Raw genomic sequence first — 15,676 nt, 5'->3', positions numbered from 1 at the left:
GCCCACCTGCATCGCCGCCTTCAGCGCCAGCGGCTCGCCGACGCCGTTCAAGTGGATTCGCTTGCCATCGATGGGGCAGTGGTCGACGTAATAGAAATGCCCCCGCACCTGCCGCAGCACCTGCGGCGGCAAGCCGGTCGCCTGGCCGCACGTCGCCGAGCTAGCGCCGTGCGCAGGTTCGTGCTGGGATTTGTGCATTGAATTTGCCGCGTTCGTCATCGCCATCCTCAACCGCCCTCCATGCAGGCGTAACCAATAGTTTCAAATAAAAAGTAACTAAAGGTAAAGTTAAGCACATATGGCAGTATATTGCATTAGTAAAATACAAATAATGGTGTAAGCACGACGATTATGAGATGTTGCAAAATACGCTCAACCGAACGTAAGTCCTTATTAATATTGGGTTATAGGAAAAATTCCTGTAACATTCATGCACCTGAAAAATTAGCTCGGCATTGACGCGCGAAGGGGCCTGCGTGATCGCGTTTCGGTTACGTGAAAAGGCGCATGTCAGTCAAGCCAAAGCGAAATGGCCATACGCAGTGGCCAACCACCTCCCCGCCAGTCACGCATATGGGGCGAGGCGCGGAAATAGGTGAATACCGCCCTAGGGAACCACCAAGGGTCGAATCGCTATGTCGATGGAAAACGCACGCGCCGATGACGAAATCGACTTGGCGCAGTTGGTCAATCTATTGATCGACGGCTGGCAGTTAATCATTGGCGCGATTGTCGCCGCCTTGTTGCTGGCGGGGGCCTATCTACTACTCACCACACCGCAGTATGAAGCGACGTTTCGAGCCTCGCCTGCGGCTGCATCTAATTTCTCGGGCATGAACCTGCTCTCGGGGTTCTCCGTTTCCCCGCAAGACGCCTACACTACCCTGGGCAATCGCCTGAGCAGCTTTCAGAATTTCGAGCGTTACGTCGAGAACCATCGCGATGACTTCGAGATATCCGATGAGGCCTCGCTGGCGCGTGTTTTCGCTGACCGGTTCGACATCACCGGGCTGACCTCGGACGTCAACGGTTCCAGCGAACTCAGCCTGACCTATCGCTATCCTGAAGGTGAAGCCGGTGACGAGAACCTCAACGGTTATATCGATGCCACGGCCGAGCACGTATGGGACGAACTCAAGAACCGCTTCGCGCGTGCCAATAAGGCTAAGATCGCATCCCTCAATACGCGCCTCGATGTCGGTGAAGATAAGTTGGTCGCCAAGCGTAAGCACCGCCTGTTTGCGTTGAACAACGCCATCAATACCGCTCACGCCCTGGGGATCGAGTCGCCCACCACGCCGCAGGAATTCGGCCAGCTCAATCCCGAGAAAGAAATCATCTACGCCAGCCTTTCAGGCAACGGGGCGCTCCCGCTCTATTTCATGGGGTATCAAACCCTCGAGGCCGAGCGCAAAACCCTCAAGGACCAGATGCGTGAAGGGCTCAGCAACGGCTCGTTGCGCGATGCGCGTGAACAACTCAACGAGCGCAAACAAATCGCCGCGATGCTTGATGAGGACAGCTTCTACCCTCTTGAAAAAGGTGTGTCGAATTACCCTGATGAGCGCGTCGTGAGTGTGATCGAGCGTGCCTATCCCGAAGACGCTCCTATCAAACCGCGTACCAAGCTGGTGCTGGCATTAGCGATTTTGCTTGGTGGCATGCTGGGTGTCATGGCGGTCTGCCTGCGCGCGGGCATGGTGGCGGTACTGCGTCAGCGCCGGGCCGGTTAATGGGCTTTTTGCTGGCCGGGGAAGCAAGCACAACGACTGAGTTCTAGCGTCACTATGCGGTGCGAATGGTGAGTAATTATTAACATTAGTAACATAAGTTTAATTAGTGTATTATCTCGTGCCGAAAATTATAGAAAGCCAAACTAAAACCAAGGGATATCTGTCGTTCCAGAAATTGGCAGCATTAATATAAGCACGCTTACTTTTTAGAAGGCGAGCCACCTATCGATGCTTGGCGTTCTATAACGGCCAGAAAATCCTTCCATGACTATCTCCGGTGCTGGTTCTCGACGCCGTCAGGCGTGAAAACCATAGATACCATGTACGCAAGGAAATCATCATGAATAACGAAGGCATGCAGGCCTCGAGGGAAGGCATGCAGGATGAGGTATCGTTGGTCGACCTCACGGTGATCTTGGTCCAGAGATGGAAAGCCTTGATAGCGGTTTTCCTCACCGTGTTCATCGCGAGCCTATTGGTGGCATGGTGGTTGCCAACCAAGTACGAGTACTCCTCCGTTTACCAGATGGCAGGCGATACGGCCAAGCCTCAACTTGCCGATGACGATGCAGACGTCGACAAGAACCTCGAGTCTGCCGATGCGCTGATCAACCTGACCAAGCTGAATTACAAGCCCGATGCCATGAGGGCAGTGCTCAAGGATGAGCAAAAAACAAGCCTCCCCTTTGGCGTATCCATCAGCCATCCTGAAGATACATCACTCGTAGTGCTTACCAGTAAAACCGAGCCCGGCCACCAGGGCGAGGTTAAGCGCCTTCACCAGACAATTCTTCAGTCGTTGACAGCACACCAAAACGCGGAGTACGACCGAAAAGCAGCATTCTTCAATAACAAGCTCGATGCATTGGAAAACAACCTGGCGCGATTGAATCAATCTGATCAAGACGTGGGCGATGTCATCAGCGCCTACCAAAACGAACGTGGGAGCCTCCAAGCTCGTCTTGAAGGGCTGAGCAAAGGGGAGGTCAGCAGGCTGGCAGCGCAAGGCGGCAGCCCAAGTAGCATCAGCCCCGTGCTCATCGTGGCCGTGGGGGCGATGGTAGGCATCATCCTGAGCATCATGGCCGTATTCATCATGCACTTCATTAGTGCAGTAAGGCAGCGCCTTCGCGAAATTGGGTGAGTGGCCGCGCCCATAGCGCCCGAGTGTTGCCATGGCGCGACAACTTTTTGGCTTTCCCTCACAAAAATCAACGCTGTAACGGTAGAGACGGGCGAAGGGGTCACTTAGAATGAGGCGGCGTGGCCAGGAAGGCTGCGTTTTGCTGTCTCCTCGAATCTATCGTTACCGACAACGACGACACCGCCATGCCAGCGGGCGGGGATGAATCAGGGAAGGCCTGCCGCGCCGTCTACACCAGGGTGCGCGTTCTCCCACATTCTCCGCGCTTCGCATACAGCCACTAATTTGGTCGGCTCGGCGGTATCGCCCATACTCGATCAGGGCCTTGGGAAACCGCCCGGTGCAATCCTAGGGCGGTAGCGTGCCCGATCGATCGTTTAGTGAATAGGGAAATCAACGCGTCATGACACAACCCCCCGCGCAACAACACCAGAAACCCCAGTGGCCGGATGCCGACTGGCGAGACGATGAAATCTCCCTTGTGGACCTCGCGGTGATCCTAATCCGCCGCTGGAAGGCCATGGCCGTCATCTTCGTCGTGGTGGTGGCTCTGGCGGTGGCTTTCGCGCTGATGCAAACGGCGCGTTATCAATACACCTCACTCTACAGCGTCGCTGAGTACACCAACACCAATGGCCAACGCGTAGGTATCGAATCGCCGGCTTCCGTAGTGGCGAAAATACAAAACCTGTACCTGGGGCCTGAAACACGCAAGCTCTTGGAAAAAAACGATCTCGAGTCATTGCCGTTTGAGGTCAAAACCTCCAATCCCAGCGATACACTGCTACTACAATTGAGCAGTGAGGCCACGCAAGACAATCGAAAGCTGGTAGCGACGCTTCACCAAAACGTGATTGACCGCCTGCAAGAAGACCAGGCGGAACTGGTGGAACAGCGCAAAGCCTCGCTCGAACGGCAACTCGACTCAGCCAAGCAAGCGCTCGAAAGCGCCCAGCAATCTTCAAGCCCTAGCGCAGCAGAATTAATCGCCAACTACTATAGTCGCGTCTCCGACCTGGAAGGCCAGCTCAATGAGCTTCGTGAAGGGGAAATTACCCAACATGCGGTACAGAGCCTGGAGCCCAAAGGCTCGAATAAAAAGCTTATTGTCGCACTGGGTATAGTGTTAGGCGGCATGTTGGCAGTTATGGGGGCGTTTATGATGCATTTTTCTGGCATAGTATGCCGTAGTCTCCGCGACCACGCTGAATAATATAGTGCCAAAGGGCCCGATGTTAGTGGCCATGTTTATGCAGGGAAAACGCATGAAAAACCGCTCTACGATTCGACTCGTAGCGCTTTACCAATAGGAGGTAATGTGGTCATCTAGCGTATTTTGCTCATGGATGGCTCCATGCTGACACCCTCTTATGCACCATTTATCGGTCGTTTCCGACTTCTGTCAGACTTGGAAGTGCAACATCACAGCGGAAAAGTCCAATGAGATCATCGCTATTCCAGAGCTACTCAAGCTACTGGATCTGCAAGGATGTCTGGTGACAATTGATGTCATGGTCTTCCAGAAAAAGATCACACACAGGTCTTGCAGAAGGGGGCTGATTATCTTCTCTCGATGAAGGAAAATCAGCCCGCCTTGGCGGACGCGTTTGAAGCAGTATGTCCCATATCTAAGGTGCTATGTGACAGATGAGAAGAACCGAGGGCGGCACGAGACGCGCTATCACATTGTGAGTGAAGTTTTAGCTACGAATTGTCCGGTTTGAAAACGGTGGGGGTAGTGATGAGTTTCCGTCAGGAAGGTGACGAAGTGCCAGAGACACTAATGATTCGCTACACCATCAGCTCAGCCGAGCTGAGCGCCCAAAAGCTTGCCGAAGCGGTCCGCCAGCATTGGTATGTGGAGAATAAGCTGCATTGGTCTTTGGATGTGGTGCTTCGCGAAGATGCCTGCAAAATTCACCGAGGTCAGGCGGCAGAAAACCTTGCCAGGGTCCGCCATATTGCCCTGAGTTACCTGAAAGGTGAGAAGCGTTTCAAGGGAGGAATTCGGCGCAAACAGAAAAGCCGCGCTGGAAGAGATGTGCCTTGCAGACATTCTCATAGTATAGTTTTTTTATTCGTTTTCCCTGCGCCCGTCAGGCGCTACGCACCATGCCTGGCGCACCAACAAAGCAAATCTAAATGGTTTTTTCATCTAACAATTAATATCATCCCAGTCAGTCACGCAATCCCTAATCAATCGGCCACATCGAAACCACTAAAAAACTATTGAGACTTTTACTTTGTTTAATTTTTCCTGGCTATCCTTAAAAGCTTTAAATAAAATAATTGCACTCATAAAAAATAAAACAAAATCTGACTTTTATTTCAGATTACTTTTTACAGGCGGTGTCGGTACACTCATTGTGAAAGCAATACACGCAATACTAATGCTTCTATCGGCTGCCATGTTTGCCAGAATGCTTGGCACGGCAGGATACGGTGTATATTCATTCAGTCTTGCAGTAATCACGATCTGCTCAATCCCGGCTCAAGCTGGAGCACCGCAAGTTGTTGTACGCGAAACCGCAAAAGCCAATAGGGCTGATATTCCCAGGGAAATACCTAGTGTATGGAAGTGGGCAAACCGCAACGTTCTTTTGTTTACCACAATTACCATCTTTTTCACTTCTTTAGCAATTATTGCCCTCAAGGATATAATTTCTCCTGCCCGATTTACAACTTTATTATTCGGGGTTTCTCTTATCCCTTTAATAGCATTTATAAACGTAAAAGCGGCCGCATTGCGGGGGTTGAGTTCTGTTGTTCTAGCCCAACTTCCAGACAGCATCATCCGGCCCCTGTCGCTCCTCTTGATTTTTACAGGAGGCACATTCCTAGCTTCGTACGGACGCACCTTCCCACCTGTATATCTTATGTTAGCGCATACGCTCGCTGCCGCTGCGAGCCTAACCTTTATCTTCCTAATTTTAAAGGTAAAAGTATCGCATTTTTCCCCAAGCCCCCCCCTTCTCAGGAAAACAAGAGACTCCTGGAACAAAGCGGCTCTACCTCTTGCCTTTATCAGTGCTTTTATGTTGGTAAACAAACAGACAGATTTAATTCTTTTAGGACTTCTCAGAGATGACCATGAGGTAGGAGTCTACAAAGCAGTCTTTCAAATAGCGTTTCTTGTAATATTCGGTCTGCAAGCCGTAAATCAGATAATCAAACCTTATTTAGCAACGCTGTATTACGAAAACAGAAAAGCAGAATTGCAAAGACTTTTAACGCTGAGTTCAAGGACCATATTTTTATTAGCCACACCACCGGTATTAGCTATCTTTTTTTACGGTCCAGCTATTATAACAACAGTCTTTGGGTCGGGTTTTGCTACTGGATCGGAAGCCCTATACATTTTAGTTTTTGGCCAATTAATTAACGCGTATTTTGGTCCAATAGACACTCTTTTAAACATGACTGGTTACGAGAAGGAGAGTTTGAAAGCACTTTCGCTAGCGATACTCTGCAATCTATCCCTCAACTTTCTACTTATTCCTTCTTTTGGTATACAAGGTGCTGCCGCTGCTACAACTATATCGCTCTTCATATGGAATCTATCTCTATGGTACGTTGCAAGAACTAAGCTCAAATTAAAAGCATCGTTTTTTTAAAGCTTGGCTGATTTTCCGAAAATACATTTTTAGAAACTGGAGTCCCAATGAGCACTCAATACAAAGATCAGTTTTACGAACAGCGAGACCGCAAGACTAGGAAGTCTGCGGGGGAGATACTGGGCACAATTTGGCCCCATATTGATATAAAAAATGTTCTTGATATAGGCTGTGGCGTAGGAACTTGGCTAGATGTAGCTAATAAAATGGGAGCTCTTAATGCCACTGGACTAGAGGGGCCTTGGGTAAAAAATCAAGAAACATATGTTGATAAAAATAAGATAACACTTATAGATTTTGAGAATCTCGAGCTAGACCTTTCCGAACAAGAAATCGACCTTACAATCTGGCTAGAGGTTGCAGAGCACTTAACCCAAGAAGCATCAGACGATATTATTTCTAAGCTCAGGCACTCATCTCAAACCGTTCTTTTTTCTGCCGCTATTCCTGGGCAAGGTGGAAGAGGCCATATCAACGAGCAATGGCAAAGCCATTGGATTGATTGTTTTCGAAGAAATGGTTATATCCCTTATGACTATTTAAGGAAAATAATTTGGACGAACGAGGACATCCCGTTTTGGTATAGGCAAAACATTTTTCTTTTTTCTAGAACCGAAATAGAATCTTTAAATGATTGTAAAATCACTGGCGAGCATAGATTGGCTAACCTAGTCCATCCAGCATTATTTGAGCGTGAATGTGAAAGAATCGACACTAAAAAATTTATTAGACGCACTAGTCGCGCGCTAAAAAATATGATTACTTAAACTAAAAATACGTTAGGAAGGCCGCAATGAACCTCAATGGTAAATTATATAGCAAGGCTCGAACAGCAACGGAAGATTTCATAGTTCGTCCTTTTCGCCCCAAATGCTGGATAGGTTTAGAGTCGAGGATATTTGGATCATTCCCAAAATCTGGAAGAACATGGGTACGTTTTTTTTGGGCCAACTACATCAACGAACTATACAACCTTGGATATGAGGTTGACTGGAAGACCATGGTGGAGCTGGCTCCGGGGCCACTATGCAACCATCGAACCGGACTTTTAGATTACCCCGAAGGAGTACCAAGATTAGTATTTTCCCATGAGAGACGAATTCAGCGATATTTTAAAAACCACGATGTCGTATTCCTAACACGAAAATTTACAGATATCATTATTTCATACTACCATTACCATAAATCAAGAAGTTTTAGAAACGATGTAAATGAAGTGTCGCCCGACACGTTCGCACGCGAAATTTTTGACATCCAATCTGCAACAAAAAAGATAAATTCATTTTCCAAAAACTTAAATTTTGCACACACCGTTAAATTTTTGAGATACGAAGAACTCAGGTTAAATCCCGATGAGCAATTCAAAGATCTCTTACAATTCCTTAACGTTGCTTATGATCAAACCGCATTCTCAGCGGCGTTGAACAACAGCTCACTGGACAGCATGAGAGCCCTCGAGAGTGACAACCACAACAATGAAAACGCATTTCATGCAAGAAAAGGTGAAATCGGAGCATCGCAGCAAGAATTGGGCGATGAGACCATAAATTACATAAATCAATATCTGAACAAGAACTTGCGAAAAGAAATAAAGAATCACTACCTTTAGCATGTCCTGCGCGCACGGTCAACCTTGGTTACAAGATTTCAAAAAAGTCCCGCCCATTCCTCTTAACAAGCACTCATGCTCTGAAATATGACTAACCAAAACGTTTTTAACCAACCACTCATTTCTATAATAATGGCTGTAAGAAATGAGGAATCATTCATTACCGAAACGATAGGTTCTATCGCCAAGCAAAGTTATTCCAATTTTGAAGTCATAATTGTTGACGATGCTTCTACAGACTCCACCTTGAAACGATTAAAAAAGATCGATGATCAACGCTTCATTATTATATCAAACCAAAAAAGCTTAGGCCTTCCAACCTCATTAAATTTCGCTGCACAGAAAGCCCAAGGCTCTTTTTTAGCACGGTGGGACGGAGACGAGTTGAGCGCTCCTTCAAGATTAGAAAAACAACTAGATATTCTGGTAGCACAACCCGAAATCGACTTTGTCGCATGCGGTTTTAGTTTAATCGACCACCAAGGATTCTGTGTCACAAGCATCTGTCCCCCTGCCAGCGGTTGCTATGATCACAAGACGTTCGCAAAAAACGGTGTTCCATTTTGTCATGGTTCTGTTATTATGAGGTCTCAAGTGTTTAAGGATCTCGGTGGATACGACCCACGTTACCGAAGAGCTCAGGATTTAGATCTGTGGCTGAGGGCCGCTGAGGACCGTTCACATGAAAGATTTTACGTATGCCAAGATATTTTATACACACGCCGACTTGATGCTAATCGTTTGGTTAAACGAAAGGAACAGCGTTTTTTTTCTAAAACAGCGAAGCTTAATTCTAAGCTTCGAATAGCTGGAAAAACAGAAAAATCTTTAAACTACCGAACAAGAAAACCTCAGGATGGTTACTTCTCCTCACGCAGAAACCTCGCCCTTACTGCGTATTTAAAAAGCATTTTTCAGTTAGAGGCTGGGGAACGACGCAAAGCCACTAAAAGTTGGGCTGAAGGATTTCAGCATAATCCATTTGAACCTAGAATACTTTTTCTAGGAATAAAGCTTCTAGCAATTAGACTGAGAATTACTAAAAGTAAAAGTTAAGGCAGGTACATGCATGCGCGCAAATTTCGAGAGCATTGGCCCGTTTTTACTTGGAATTCCTTTTGGGATCGCACCTTACATCGGACCAGTTTCAATCAGTGGAAAGATTACATATTTTGAGGCTATACTTTCAATAATAGTATGTGCGATTATTTTAATAAAACGCAAAGTCCATAGCCCTAGAAAATTACATGAAGGTCTCGCCCTCTTATTGAATTTTTGGGTAATCCTTTCCTGGGCTTTCTTTAGTTTAAGGAGAGATCTCGAAATAAATGCTTCTTTGTTCATGTTTCGACAGCTTTACTTTTTGGGGTTAATGCTTGCCATTCCAACGCTTATTCAAAACAATCAATATATTATACGCGCGCTTTACGGACTTTTGTTTGGGCTAATGATAACGCTTTTCTGGGGATGGTTTGTGTGGTTTATTTCCCCTAGATTCTATGATACAGGTATCCCTATGTATCACGTAATATTTGATGTTCCGGAAGGCTGGGAAATCAATAGGAATTACTCTGGATACTTTGTTTTGATTACATTTGCGATAGCCCTAGGGGTAGTACAAAGATTAAAGTTTAAAGTTCCTATTATTTTTTTTGTCGGAGTAACCGGATTATTCACATTCTCGAAAGGTACATGGCTTGGATTATTCGTCATAGCTTTAGGTTCCTACATTACAAGCCCTATCCTATATAATACTCAGAAAAAAATAATATCAGCTTTTCTTTCAATGATTGTGTTTGCCTGTTTCTTGCTTGTATCTTTTAGATTTGATTTACATCGCCCCTTTATCGAAAAGATTTTGACTTCGCAAGAACAAATAAGCCAAAGATGGCACTTAATATCGGACTCATATCATGTTATTAAAAATTTTCCGATTTTTGGCTCGGGCCCCGGAACTTTTAAAGAGGCATCAGCGCAATATGGCTATTGGGGTAAGTCCGCCGACCCCCATAATACACTGCTTTGGCTAGCCTCTGAGGTTGGTATCTTTTCTGCAGTATTGTTCTTGCTGATAATTATAGCTACAATTTGGAAAAGTTATAAAAAAGCCAGCCATAAAAATGGTCTTCCAGAAACACTTTTAAATAGAACTGTTTTTTTGTTTTTGCTAATGTTGTTATCTCAACTTCCTCTCCACGGGTTGCCTTACTCAATGAGTTCAACTTGGTTTATTCTCGGCGTAGTCGGAGCAATCCGCTATACTAGAACACGATGTCAATGCACGCATTAATAACTTTGCTAATTTTACCGTCTTCAGATTTTACATCATTAGATGTCAGGGTTTGAACTATGATTGTCAATGTCACTCATACATTCGGGCCGGGCTCTACTCCGGGCTTGGTAGCTGAAATCCATAAAGGTTTAATGAGGAATGGAATTGAATCGTATTGGATCGCATTAAATGGTGATGCCGATCAAAATACTATCCCAAACACTTACTCTTGTGGCTCACGATCTCCAAGGAATCCGTTCTTAATTTTAATTCTTCATAATATCATTAAAAATATTCAAGAAAAACAAAATAGAAAAGCTATTGTTCATAGTCACTTAACATGGCCTCTTTACTATACAGCAATTGCTACTCTAGGGTTAAATGTAAGGCGCTTTTACACTGAGCATAGCACCTTTAATAGACGTAGAAGCATGCCTTTTCTTAACCCTATCGAAAGGTACATTTACAAAAAACAAGATATTGTTGTGGCAATATCTAATGGCGTGAAAAAAAGCTTAAAAAGTTGGTTAAAAGAAAGAAGAAACGGCTATGAATATATTAAGATTATCAATAATGGCGCCAAAAACTTTCAACATAAAAGCTATTTAAATGACAGTTTAGAAAAAAGGCTTCGCCTTGTTAGCATTGGGAGGTTAGTAAAGCACAAAGGTCTGGACTCGGCAATAAAAGGCGTCGCCTTAGCGAAGGATAAAGTTTACGAGTATAGGATTTATGGAGATGGGTCTGAAAGAGCTCAACTTGAAAAGTTATCGAAAGAATATAAAGTCGATGATATTGTAAAATACATGGGCGCCACAAATCAGGTTGAAGAAGTTCTTTTAAATTCAGACGCTTTTGTAATGCCCTCCAGGTGGGAAGGTTTTGGACTAAGTGCAGTTGAGGCGATGTCGACTGGGATTCCAATAATTGCAAGTAATGTGCCTGGATTGAGTGATGTCTTGGGTCCGGACAGAAGTAATGTTTATCGAGTTTCTATTGATTGCCCAGATTGCATTAGAAAGGGTATCGAATTTATTTATTACAATTATAGAGAACTTGAAGACATTAGCATAGAGAACGTAGAGCAAGCCTCGAAGTTTTCGATTGACGAAATGGTTAAAAATTATACAGATCTTTATCGCGAGTACTTGAACATTCCAACAGAAACATAGAGCTGCGGCTTCTGAGCGGGTGACGCAAAGAGGAAATTCATGAGAGACAGTACTATTTCATTAATAGCAGTTGGGCCTCAACGAACAGCAAGCTCCTGGTTGGACCAAGCACTAAGAGCCCATCCTCTGCTGGCACTGCCCGCTAACGTTAAAGAAACCTTTTTCTTTGATCGCCACTATGGTCGAGGGTTAGATTGGTATTTATCGCATTTTGAATCGCACCTCGAAGAAATTTTGAAAGCAGAAGTTGGTCCCACTTATTTTGAGTCTTATGATGCAAGAAAGCGTATTAAAGAGCATAATATAAATACTCGCATTTTGATTACTGTTCGTAGCCCTATTGCCCGTACTTTTTCATCATTTGTGCACGAAGCTACCAAGGGTAGGGCAAGTGACGAATTTTTTAAGGCTATTGAGGATCATCCAAGGATTGTCAATGCTGGCTGTTACGCTAAATTGGCCCCTGAATGGGAAGCAATGTTTGGTTGTGGGAACGTGCATTATGTAGTGCAAGAAAATATTGTCGAGTTCCCACAAAAAGAGTTAGATGCCATTTGTGATTTTTTAGGTGTCGAGCATGTTGCGTTGCCAGAAGAGCTTTACGAACGGTATGGAACGGGAACTGTTCCACGGTATCGGTGGCTGGCAACAGCAGCCTCTCACTCTGTATCCACGTTGCGGGGAATGGGGTTACACAAGATAGTAGAAGCTGGTAAATTGCTTGGCCTGAAACGTATTTACAGTGGTGGTGATAAGGATGGTATGACCATAACACGCCCCGTTTTTGACTACTTGCTCAACGAGCATGAGAGAGATATTCAATTCTTAGAAGCGCGCTTGGGACGTAAGTTTCCACATTGGCGTGATCCGAATACCTATGGAGTAGAGGGATGACAAAAATCATCATGCCCTGCCTTGGTTATCCTCTGGATTTTGAGCTGTATTGGGAGTGAGTAATAAAATCGATACCGAAGTTTGCTCTTATATAGCTATTTGTCGGATCTTGGTTGGCAGGAGAAGAAGTTGAGTCATAAGCTTTTGTTTGTCGTTAATTCCTCGGACTTCTTTCTTTCTCACCGTTTACCCATTGCCTTGGCTGCTCAGCAAGCTGGCTATGAAGTGCATGTAGCCACGGCCGCTGGAGAGTCTTCCAGGCAGATCCGAGACTACGGCTTGTTCCATCACGAAATACCTATAAGCCGTAGCGGCCAACATCCCATCAGGGAACTGGCTACTGCCGTTTCTCTGTATCGTTTAATGCACCGGCTCAAGCCGAATCTGGTGCATCTGGTCACGATCAAGCCGGTGCTGTACGGGGGCATGACGGCACGTTTGGTGCGTGTGCCAGCTGTGGTAGCGGCCGTTTCCGGCTTGGGCACGGTATTTGTGACTGAAGGCGGTAGGGTGGGGCTGCTCAAGCGTGTTATCAGCGTGTTGTATCGCCTCGCACTGGGGCATCGCAACTTGGTGGTGATTTTCCAAAACCAAGACGATCATCAAGCCCTGGCCAATATCGGGGCGGTGAAACCACCGCAAGCAAGGATAATTCGTGGCTCGGGCATCACCTTAGCTGACTGCCCCTGGGAACCCGAACCGGAAGGGTCACCTGTGATAACCATGGCGGCGCGTCTGCTGCGCAACAAAGGCGTAGAAGAGTTTATAGAGGCGGCACGGCTTTTGGCCGAGCGTGGGGTAGTGGTGCGCTTTCGCCTGATCGGATCGCGAGACACGGGCAACCCCACCAGTGTGACCGAGGCGCAACTGGCCGCTTGGCGGGAAGAAGGGCTCGTTGAACTGCTCGGTCACCGTGATGACGTGCCGAGGCAGTATGCCTTCTCGCATATGGTGGCCCTGCCTTCCTACTATGGAGAAGGGCTTCCCAAGAGCCTGGTGGAAGCAGCCGCCTGCGGGCGTGCCGTGATCACCACCGATATGCCGGGTTGCCGCGACGCCATCGAGCCAGGCGTGACCGGTTTGCTGGTGCCTCCTCGGAATGCCATGGCCTTGGCCGATGCTATCCAGCAGCTAGCTGAAGACCCCGATAAGCGTCAGGCCATGGGACGGGCCGGTCGTGGGTTAGCCGAGCGGGAATTCGATATTGAGCGGATCGTGGGGCAGCACCTGGCCATCTATCGGGAATTGGAGGCGTAGGCGTGAGCAAGATGGAGACAGCCGTGAGCGAGAAGGAGAAGAAACGGGTACTGGTCACTGGCGCCAGCGGCTTCATCGGCGGAGCCGTAGCCGAGGCGTTGGTCCAGCGCGACGATCGCGAGCCCGTGCTCGCGCTGCGTAGATCACCAACGAGTTCTCCTGCATGGCCGCCTCACGCTGTGGTGGGCGGTCTCGCACCCGATACCGATTGGCGCGAAGCGTTGCAAGGCTGTCAGGCAGTTGTACACTGCGCCGCTCGGGCACATGTAATGGATGATAACGCCACAGACCCCTTAGCCGAGTATCGCCGCACTAACTTACAAGGCACGCTGAATCTGGCGCGCCAGGCGGCAGAGGCGGGAGTGGCGCGTTTCGTCTTCCTCAGCTCGATCAAGGTTAATGGCGAGCAGACCTCCAGCGAACGCGCGTTTACAGTTGAAGACGAGCCCGACCCCATCGATTCGTATGGTCTTTCCAAGCATGAGGCTGAAAAGGGGCTACTGGCGTTGGCCAAGGAAACGGGCCTGGAAGTGGTGATAATTCGACCGCCATTGGTCTACGGTCCGGGAGTGAAGGCCAACTTTGCGAGCATGATGCGCTGGCTCGACAAGGGCGTGCCGTTACCGCTTGGGTCGATTCCTAACCGCCGCAGCCTGGTGGCCCGGGCCAACCTGGTAGACTTGATCTTGACCTGTCTTGATCACCCAGCCGCAGCTAACCAAGTATTTCTCGCGAGCGACGGTGAGGATCTCTCCACCACCGAACTGCTGTGCCAGCTGGGCCAGGCGCTGGGCCGGCCGGCCAGATTGCTGCCAGTGCCAGCGGGGCTGCTTGTAGGCTCTGCCTCGCTGCTGGGCAAGAAGGCCGTGGCGCAGCGCCTGTGTGGCAGTTTACGCGTGGATATTAGTAAGGCGCGAGAGCGCCTGGGCTGGGCGCCCCCAGTCACGGTCGACCAAGCCCTGCTGGAAACCGCCCGGGCTTATCAAGAGGGCCCGCCTGGCGCCCGATAACCACCAACGCTCCACCACCTACTTGCAAGGAACCCCCGGTGATACGCTTTTTCGACCTACTTTTCTCCACTCTCGGCTTAGTGATCGGTTCTCCGGTCCTACTCGTTCTCATCTTGATTGGCCTGTTCGACACGGGATCCCCTCTTTTCCGCCAAGAACGGGTTGGACGTGATAAAAAACCGTTCACATTGGTTAAGTTTCGAACTATGAAGGTCGATACCATCTCGGTCGCTAGCCATTTAGCTAATAGTGCATCCATCACCCGGTTTGGTCATTTTCTTCGTCGCACCAAGCTCGATGAACTACCTCAACTCTGGAATGTGCTGAAAGGTGATATGAGCCTGGTAGGGCCTAGGCCGGGGCTTTTCAACCAAGAAGAGCTAACGGCTGAGCGCGCCAAGCGTGGGGTGTTTGATGTGCGACCTGGAGTTACGGGGTTAGCACAGGTGAGTGATATTGATATGTCCACGCCGCAATTACTGGCAGAAACCGATCAGCGGATGATCCAGGAACAGAATCTTACTCATTACTTCCGTTATATCATAATGACGGCAACGGGTAAGGGCGCCGGTGATCGTGTGTGACCGTATTGATAGGCTATCTACTTTATTTTATTGAGGGCTGGAGGATGACGGAAATGCAGGTGGCCGCCACGCGTGAGTTGGGCGAGACCAGTTTGATGTTTCTTTGCCACCCAACGCTGACGTCAGTAGAGATCGATAAGACCTGCGATGTACTGCGTGAGGTGATGGGGCTGGCCAGCACCTGATATGCCACTGGAAGCTTATCTTACATTAGCCACCGTTCTGTCGGTGCTCGCCACGCTCGTGGCTACCCGTATCGCCCCCGATGTCGTTCTTATGGGGGCGTTGGCATTTCTGGTCATCAGCGGCATTCTTACGCCCGGCGAGGCGTTGGCGGGGTTTGCCAATCCTGGTGTGATGACCATCGCGACGTTGTATGTGGTCGCG

General features: G+C 47.9%; 15 protein-coding genes and 2 pseudogenes. 16 read left to right on the top strand and 1 reads right to left on the bottom strand.

Annotation, left to right across the window (positions count from 1 at the left end):
• Positions 1-225: pseudogene (locus tag OP495_RS14500) on the bottom strand (hypothetical protein); the annotation flags it as partial.
• A 410-nt stretch (positions 226-635) separates the two neighbouring features.
• Here OP495_RS14500 and OP495_RS14495 point away from each other — a divergent pair.
• From OP495_RS14495 to OP495_RS14420, 16 genes and pseudogenes are all read left to right on the top strand, one after another.
• Positions 636-1,733, top strand: a complete 1,098-nt coding sequence (locus tag OP495_RS14495) for a Wzz/FepE/Etk N-terminal domain-containing protein (protein WP_280570284.1) — start codon at positions 636-638, stop codon at positions 1,731-1,733.
• Between the two features lie 340 nt (positions 1,734-2,073).
• Positions 2,074-2,877, top strand: coding sequence for a hypothetical protein (locus OP495_RS14490; RefSeq protein ID WP_280570281.1), 804 nt, complete (start codon positions 2,074-2,076; stop codon positions 2,875-2,877).
• A 403-nt stretch (positions 2,878-3,280) separates the two neighbouring features.
• Positions 3,281-4,090, top strand: a complete 810-nt coding sequence (locus OP495_RS14485; protein WP_280570278.1) for a Wzz/FepE/Etk N-terminal domain-containing protein — start codon at positions 3,281-3,283, stop codon at positions 4,088-4,090.
• 498 nt (positions 4,091-4,588) lie between these two features.
• The gene (locus OP495_RS14480) at positions 4,589-5,110 is read left to right on the top strand and encodes an ISAs1 family transposase (protein ID WP_348521316.1); all 522 of its coding nucleotides are present in this window, start codon (positions 4,589-4,591) and stop codon (positions 5,108-5,110) included.
• Between the two features lie 10 nt (positions 5,111-5,120).
• Complete coding sequence (locus OP495_RS14475; RefSeq protein ID WP_280570272.1) at positions 5,121-6,491, top strand: flippase; 1,371 nt, start codon at positions 5,121-5,123, stop codon at positions 6,489-6,491.
• A gap of 47 nt (positions 6,492-6,538) precedes the next feature.
• Positions 6,539-7,258, top strand: coding sequence for a hypothetical protein (locus OP495_RS14470; RefSeq protein ID WP_280570269.1), 720 nt, complete (start codon positions 6,539-6,541; stop codon positions 7,256-7,258).
• A 26-nt stretch (positions 7,259-7,284) separates the two neighbouring features.
• Positions 7,285-8,100 (top strand): sulfotransferase domain-containing protein, encoded by an 816-nt coding sequence (locus tag OP495_RS14465; protein WP_280570266.1) that lies wholly within the window; start codon positions 7,285-7,287, stop codon positions 8,098-8,100.
• An 87-nt stretch (positions 8,101-8,187) separates the two neighbouring features.
• Entirely contained in the window at positions 8,188-9,156 is a 969-nt protein-coding gene (locus OP495_RS14460) for a glycosyltransferase (protein ID WP_280570263.1), read from the top strand.
• Between the two features lie 13 nt (positions 9,157-9,169).
• Positions 9,170-10,390 carry an O-antigen ligase family protein gene (locus OP495_RS14455; protein ID WP_280570261.1) on the top strand — a complete coding sequence of 407 codons (1,221 nt, stop codon included), beginning with the start codon at positions 9,170-9,172 and terminating at the stop codon, positions 10,388-10,390.
• 59 nt (positions 10,391-10,449) lie between these two features.
• Positions 10,450-11,544 carry a glycosyltransferase family 4 protein gene (locus OP495_RS14450; protein ID WP_280570258.1) on the top strand — a complete coding sequence of 365 codons (1,095 nt, stop codon included), beginning with the start codon at positions 10,450-10,452 and terminating at the stop codon, positions 11,542-11,544.
• Between the two features lie 39 nt (positions 11,545-11,583).
• Complete coding sequence (locus OP495_RS14445) at positions 11,584-12,438, top strand: sulfotransferase (protein WP_280570256.1); 855 nt, start codon at positions 11,584-11,586, stop codon at positions 12,436-12,438.
• A 129-nt stretch (positions 12,439-12,567) separates the two neighbouring features.
• Positions 12,568-13,695 carry a glycosyltransferase family 4 protein gene (locus OP495_RS14440; RefSeq protein ID WP_280570253.1) on the top strand — a complete coding sequence of 376 codons (1,128 nt, stop codon included), beginning with the start codon at positions 12,568-12,570 and terminating at the stop codon, positions 13,693-13,695.
• A 23-nt stretch (positions 13,696-13,718) separates the two neighbouring features.
• The gene (locus OP495_RS14435; RefSeq protein ID WP_280570251.1) at positions 13,719-14,705 is read left to right on the top strand and encodes an SDR family oxidoreductase; all 987 of its coding nucleotides are present in this window, start codon (positions 13,719-13,721) and stop codon (positions 14,703-14,705) included.
• A 38-nt stretch (positions 14,706-14,743) separates the two neighbouring features.
• Positions 14,744-15,289 (top strand): sugar transferase, encoded by a 546-nt coding sequence (locus tag OP495_RS14430; RefSeq protein WP_280570249.1) that lies wholly within the window; start codon positions 14,744-14,746, stop codon positions 15,287-15,289.
• Between the two features lie 44 nt (positions 15,290-15,333).
• Positions 15,334-15,474 carry a hypothetical protein gene (locus OP495_RS14425; RefSeq protein ID WP_280570285.1) on the top strand — a complete coding sequence of 47 codons (141 nt, stop codon included), beginning with the start codon at positions 15,334-15,336 and terminating at the stop codon, positions 15,472-15,474.
• Position 15,475: 1 nt separating this feature from the next.
• A pseudogene (locus OP495_RS14420) lies at positions 15,476-15,676 on the top strand (SLC13 family permease); the annotation flags it as partial.

Origin of the sequence: Chromohalobacter sp. 296-RDG, from assembly GCF_029889885.1 — a bacterium.
Lineage (GTDB): Bacteria > Pseudomonadota > Gammaproteobacteria > Pseudomonadales > Halomonadaceae > Chromohalobacter.
This window is presented reverse-complemented; position numbering and strand designations above follow the sequence as displayed.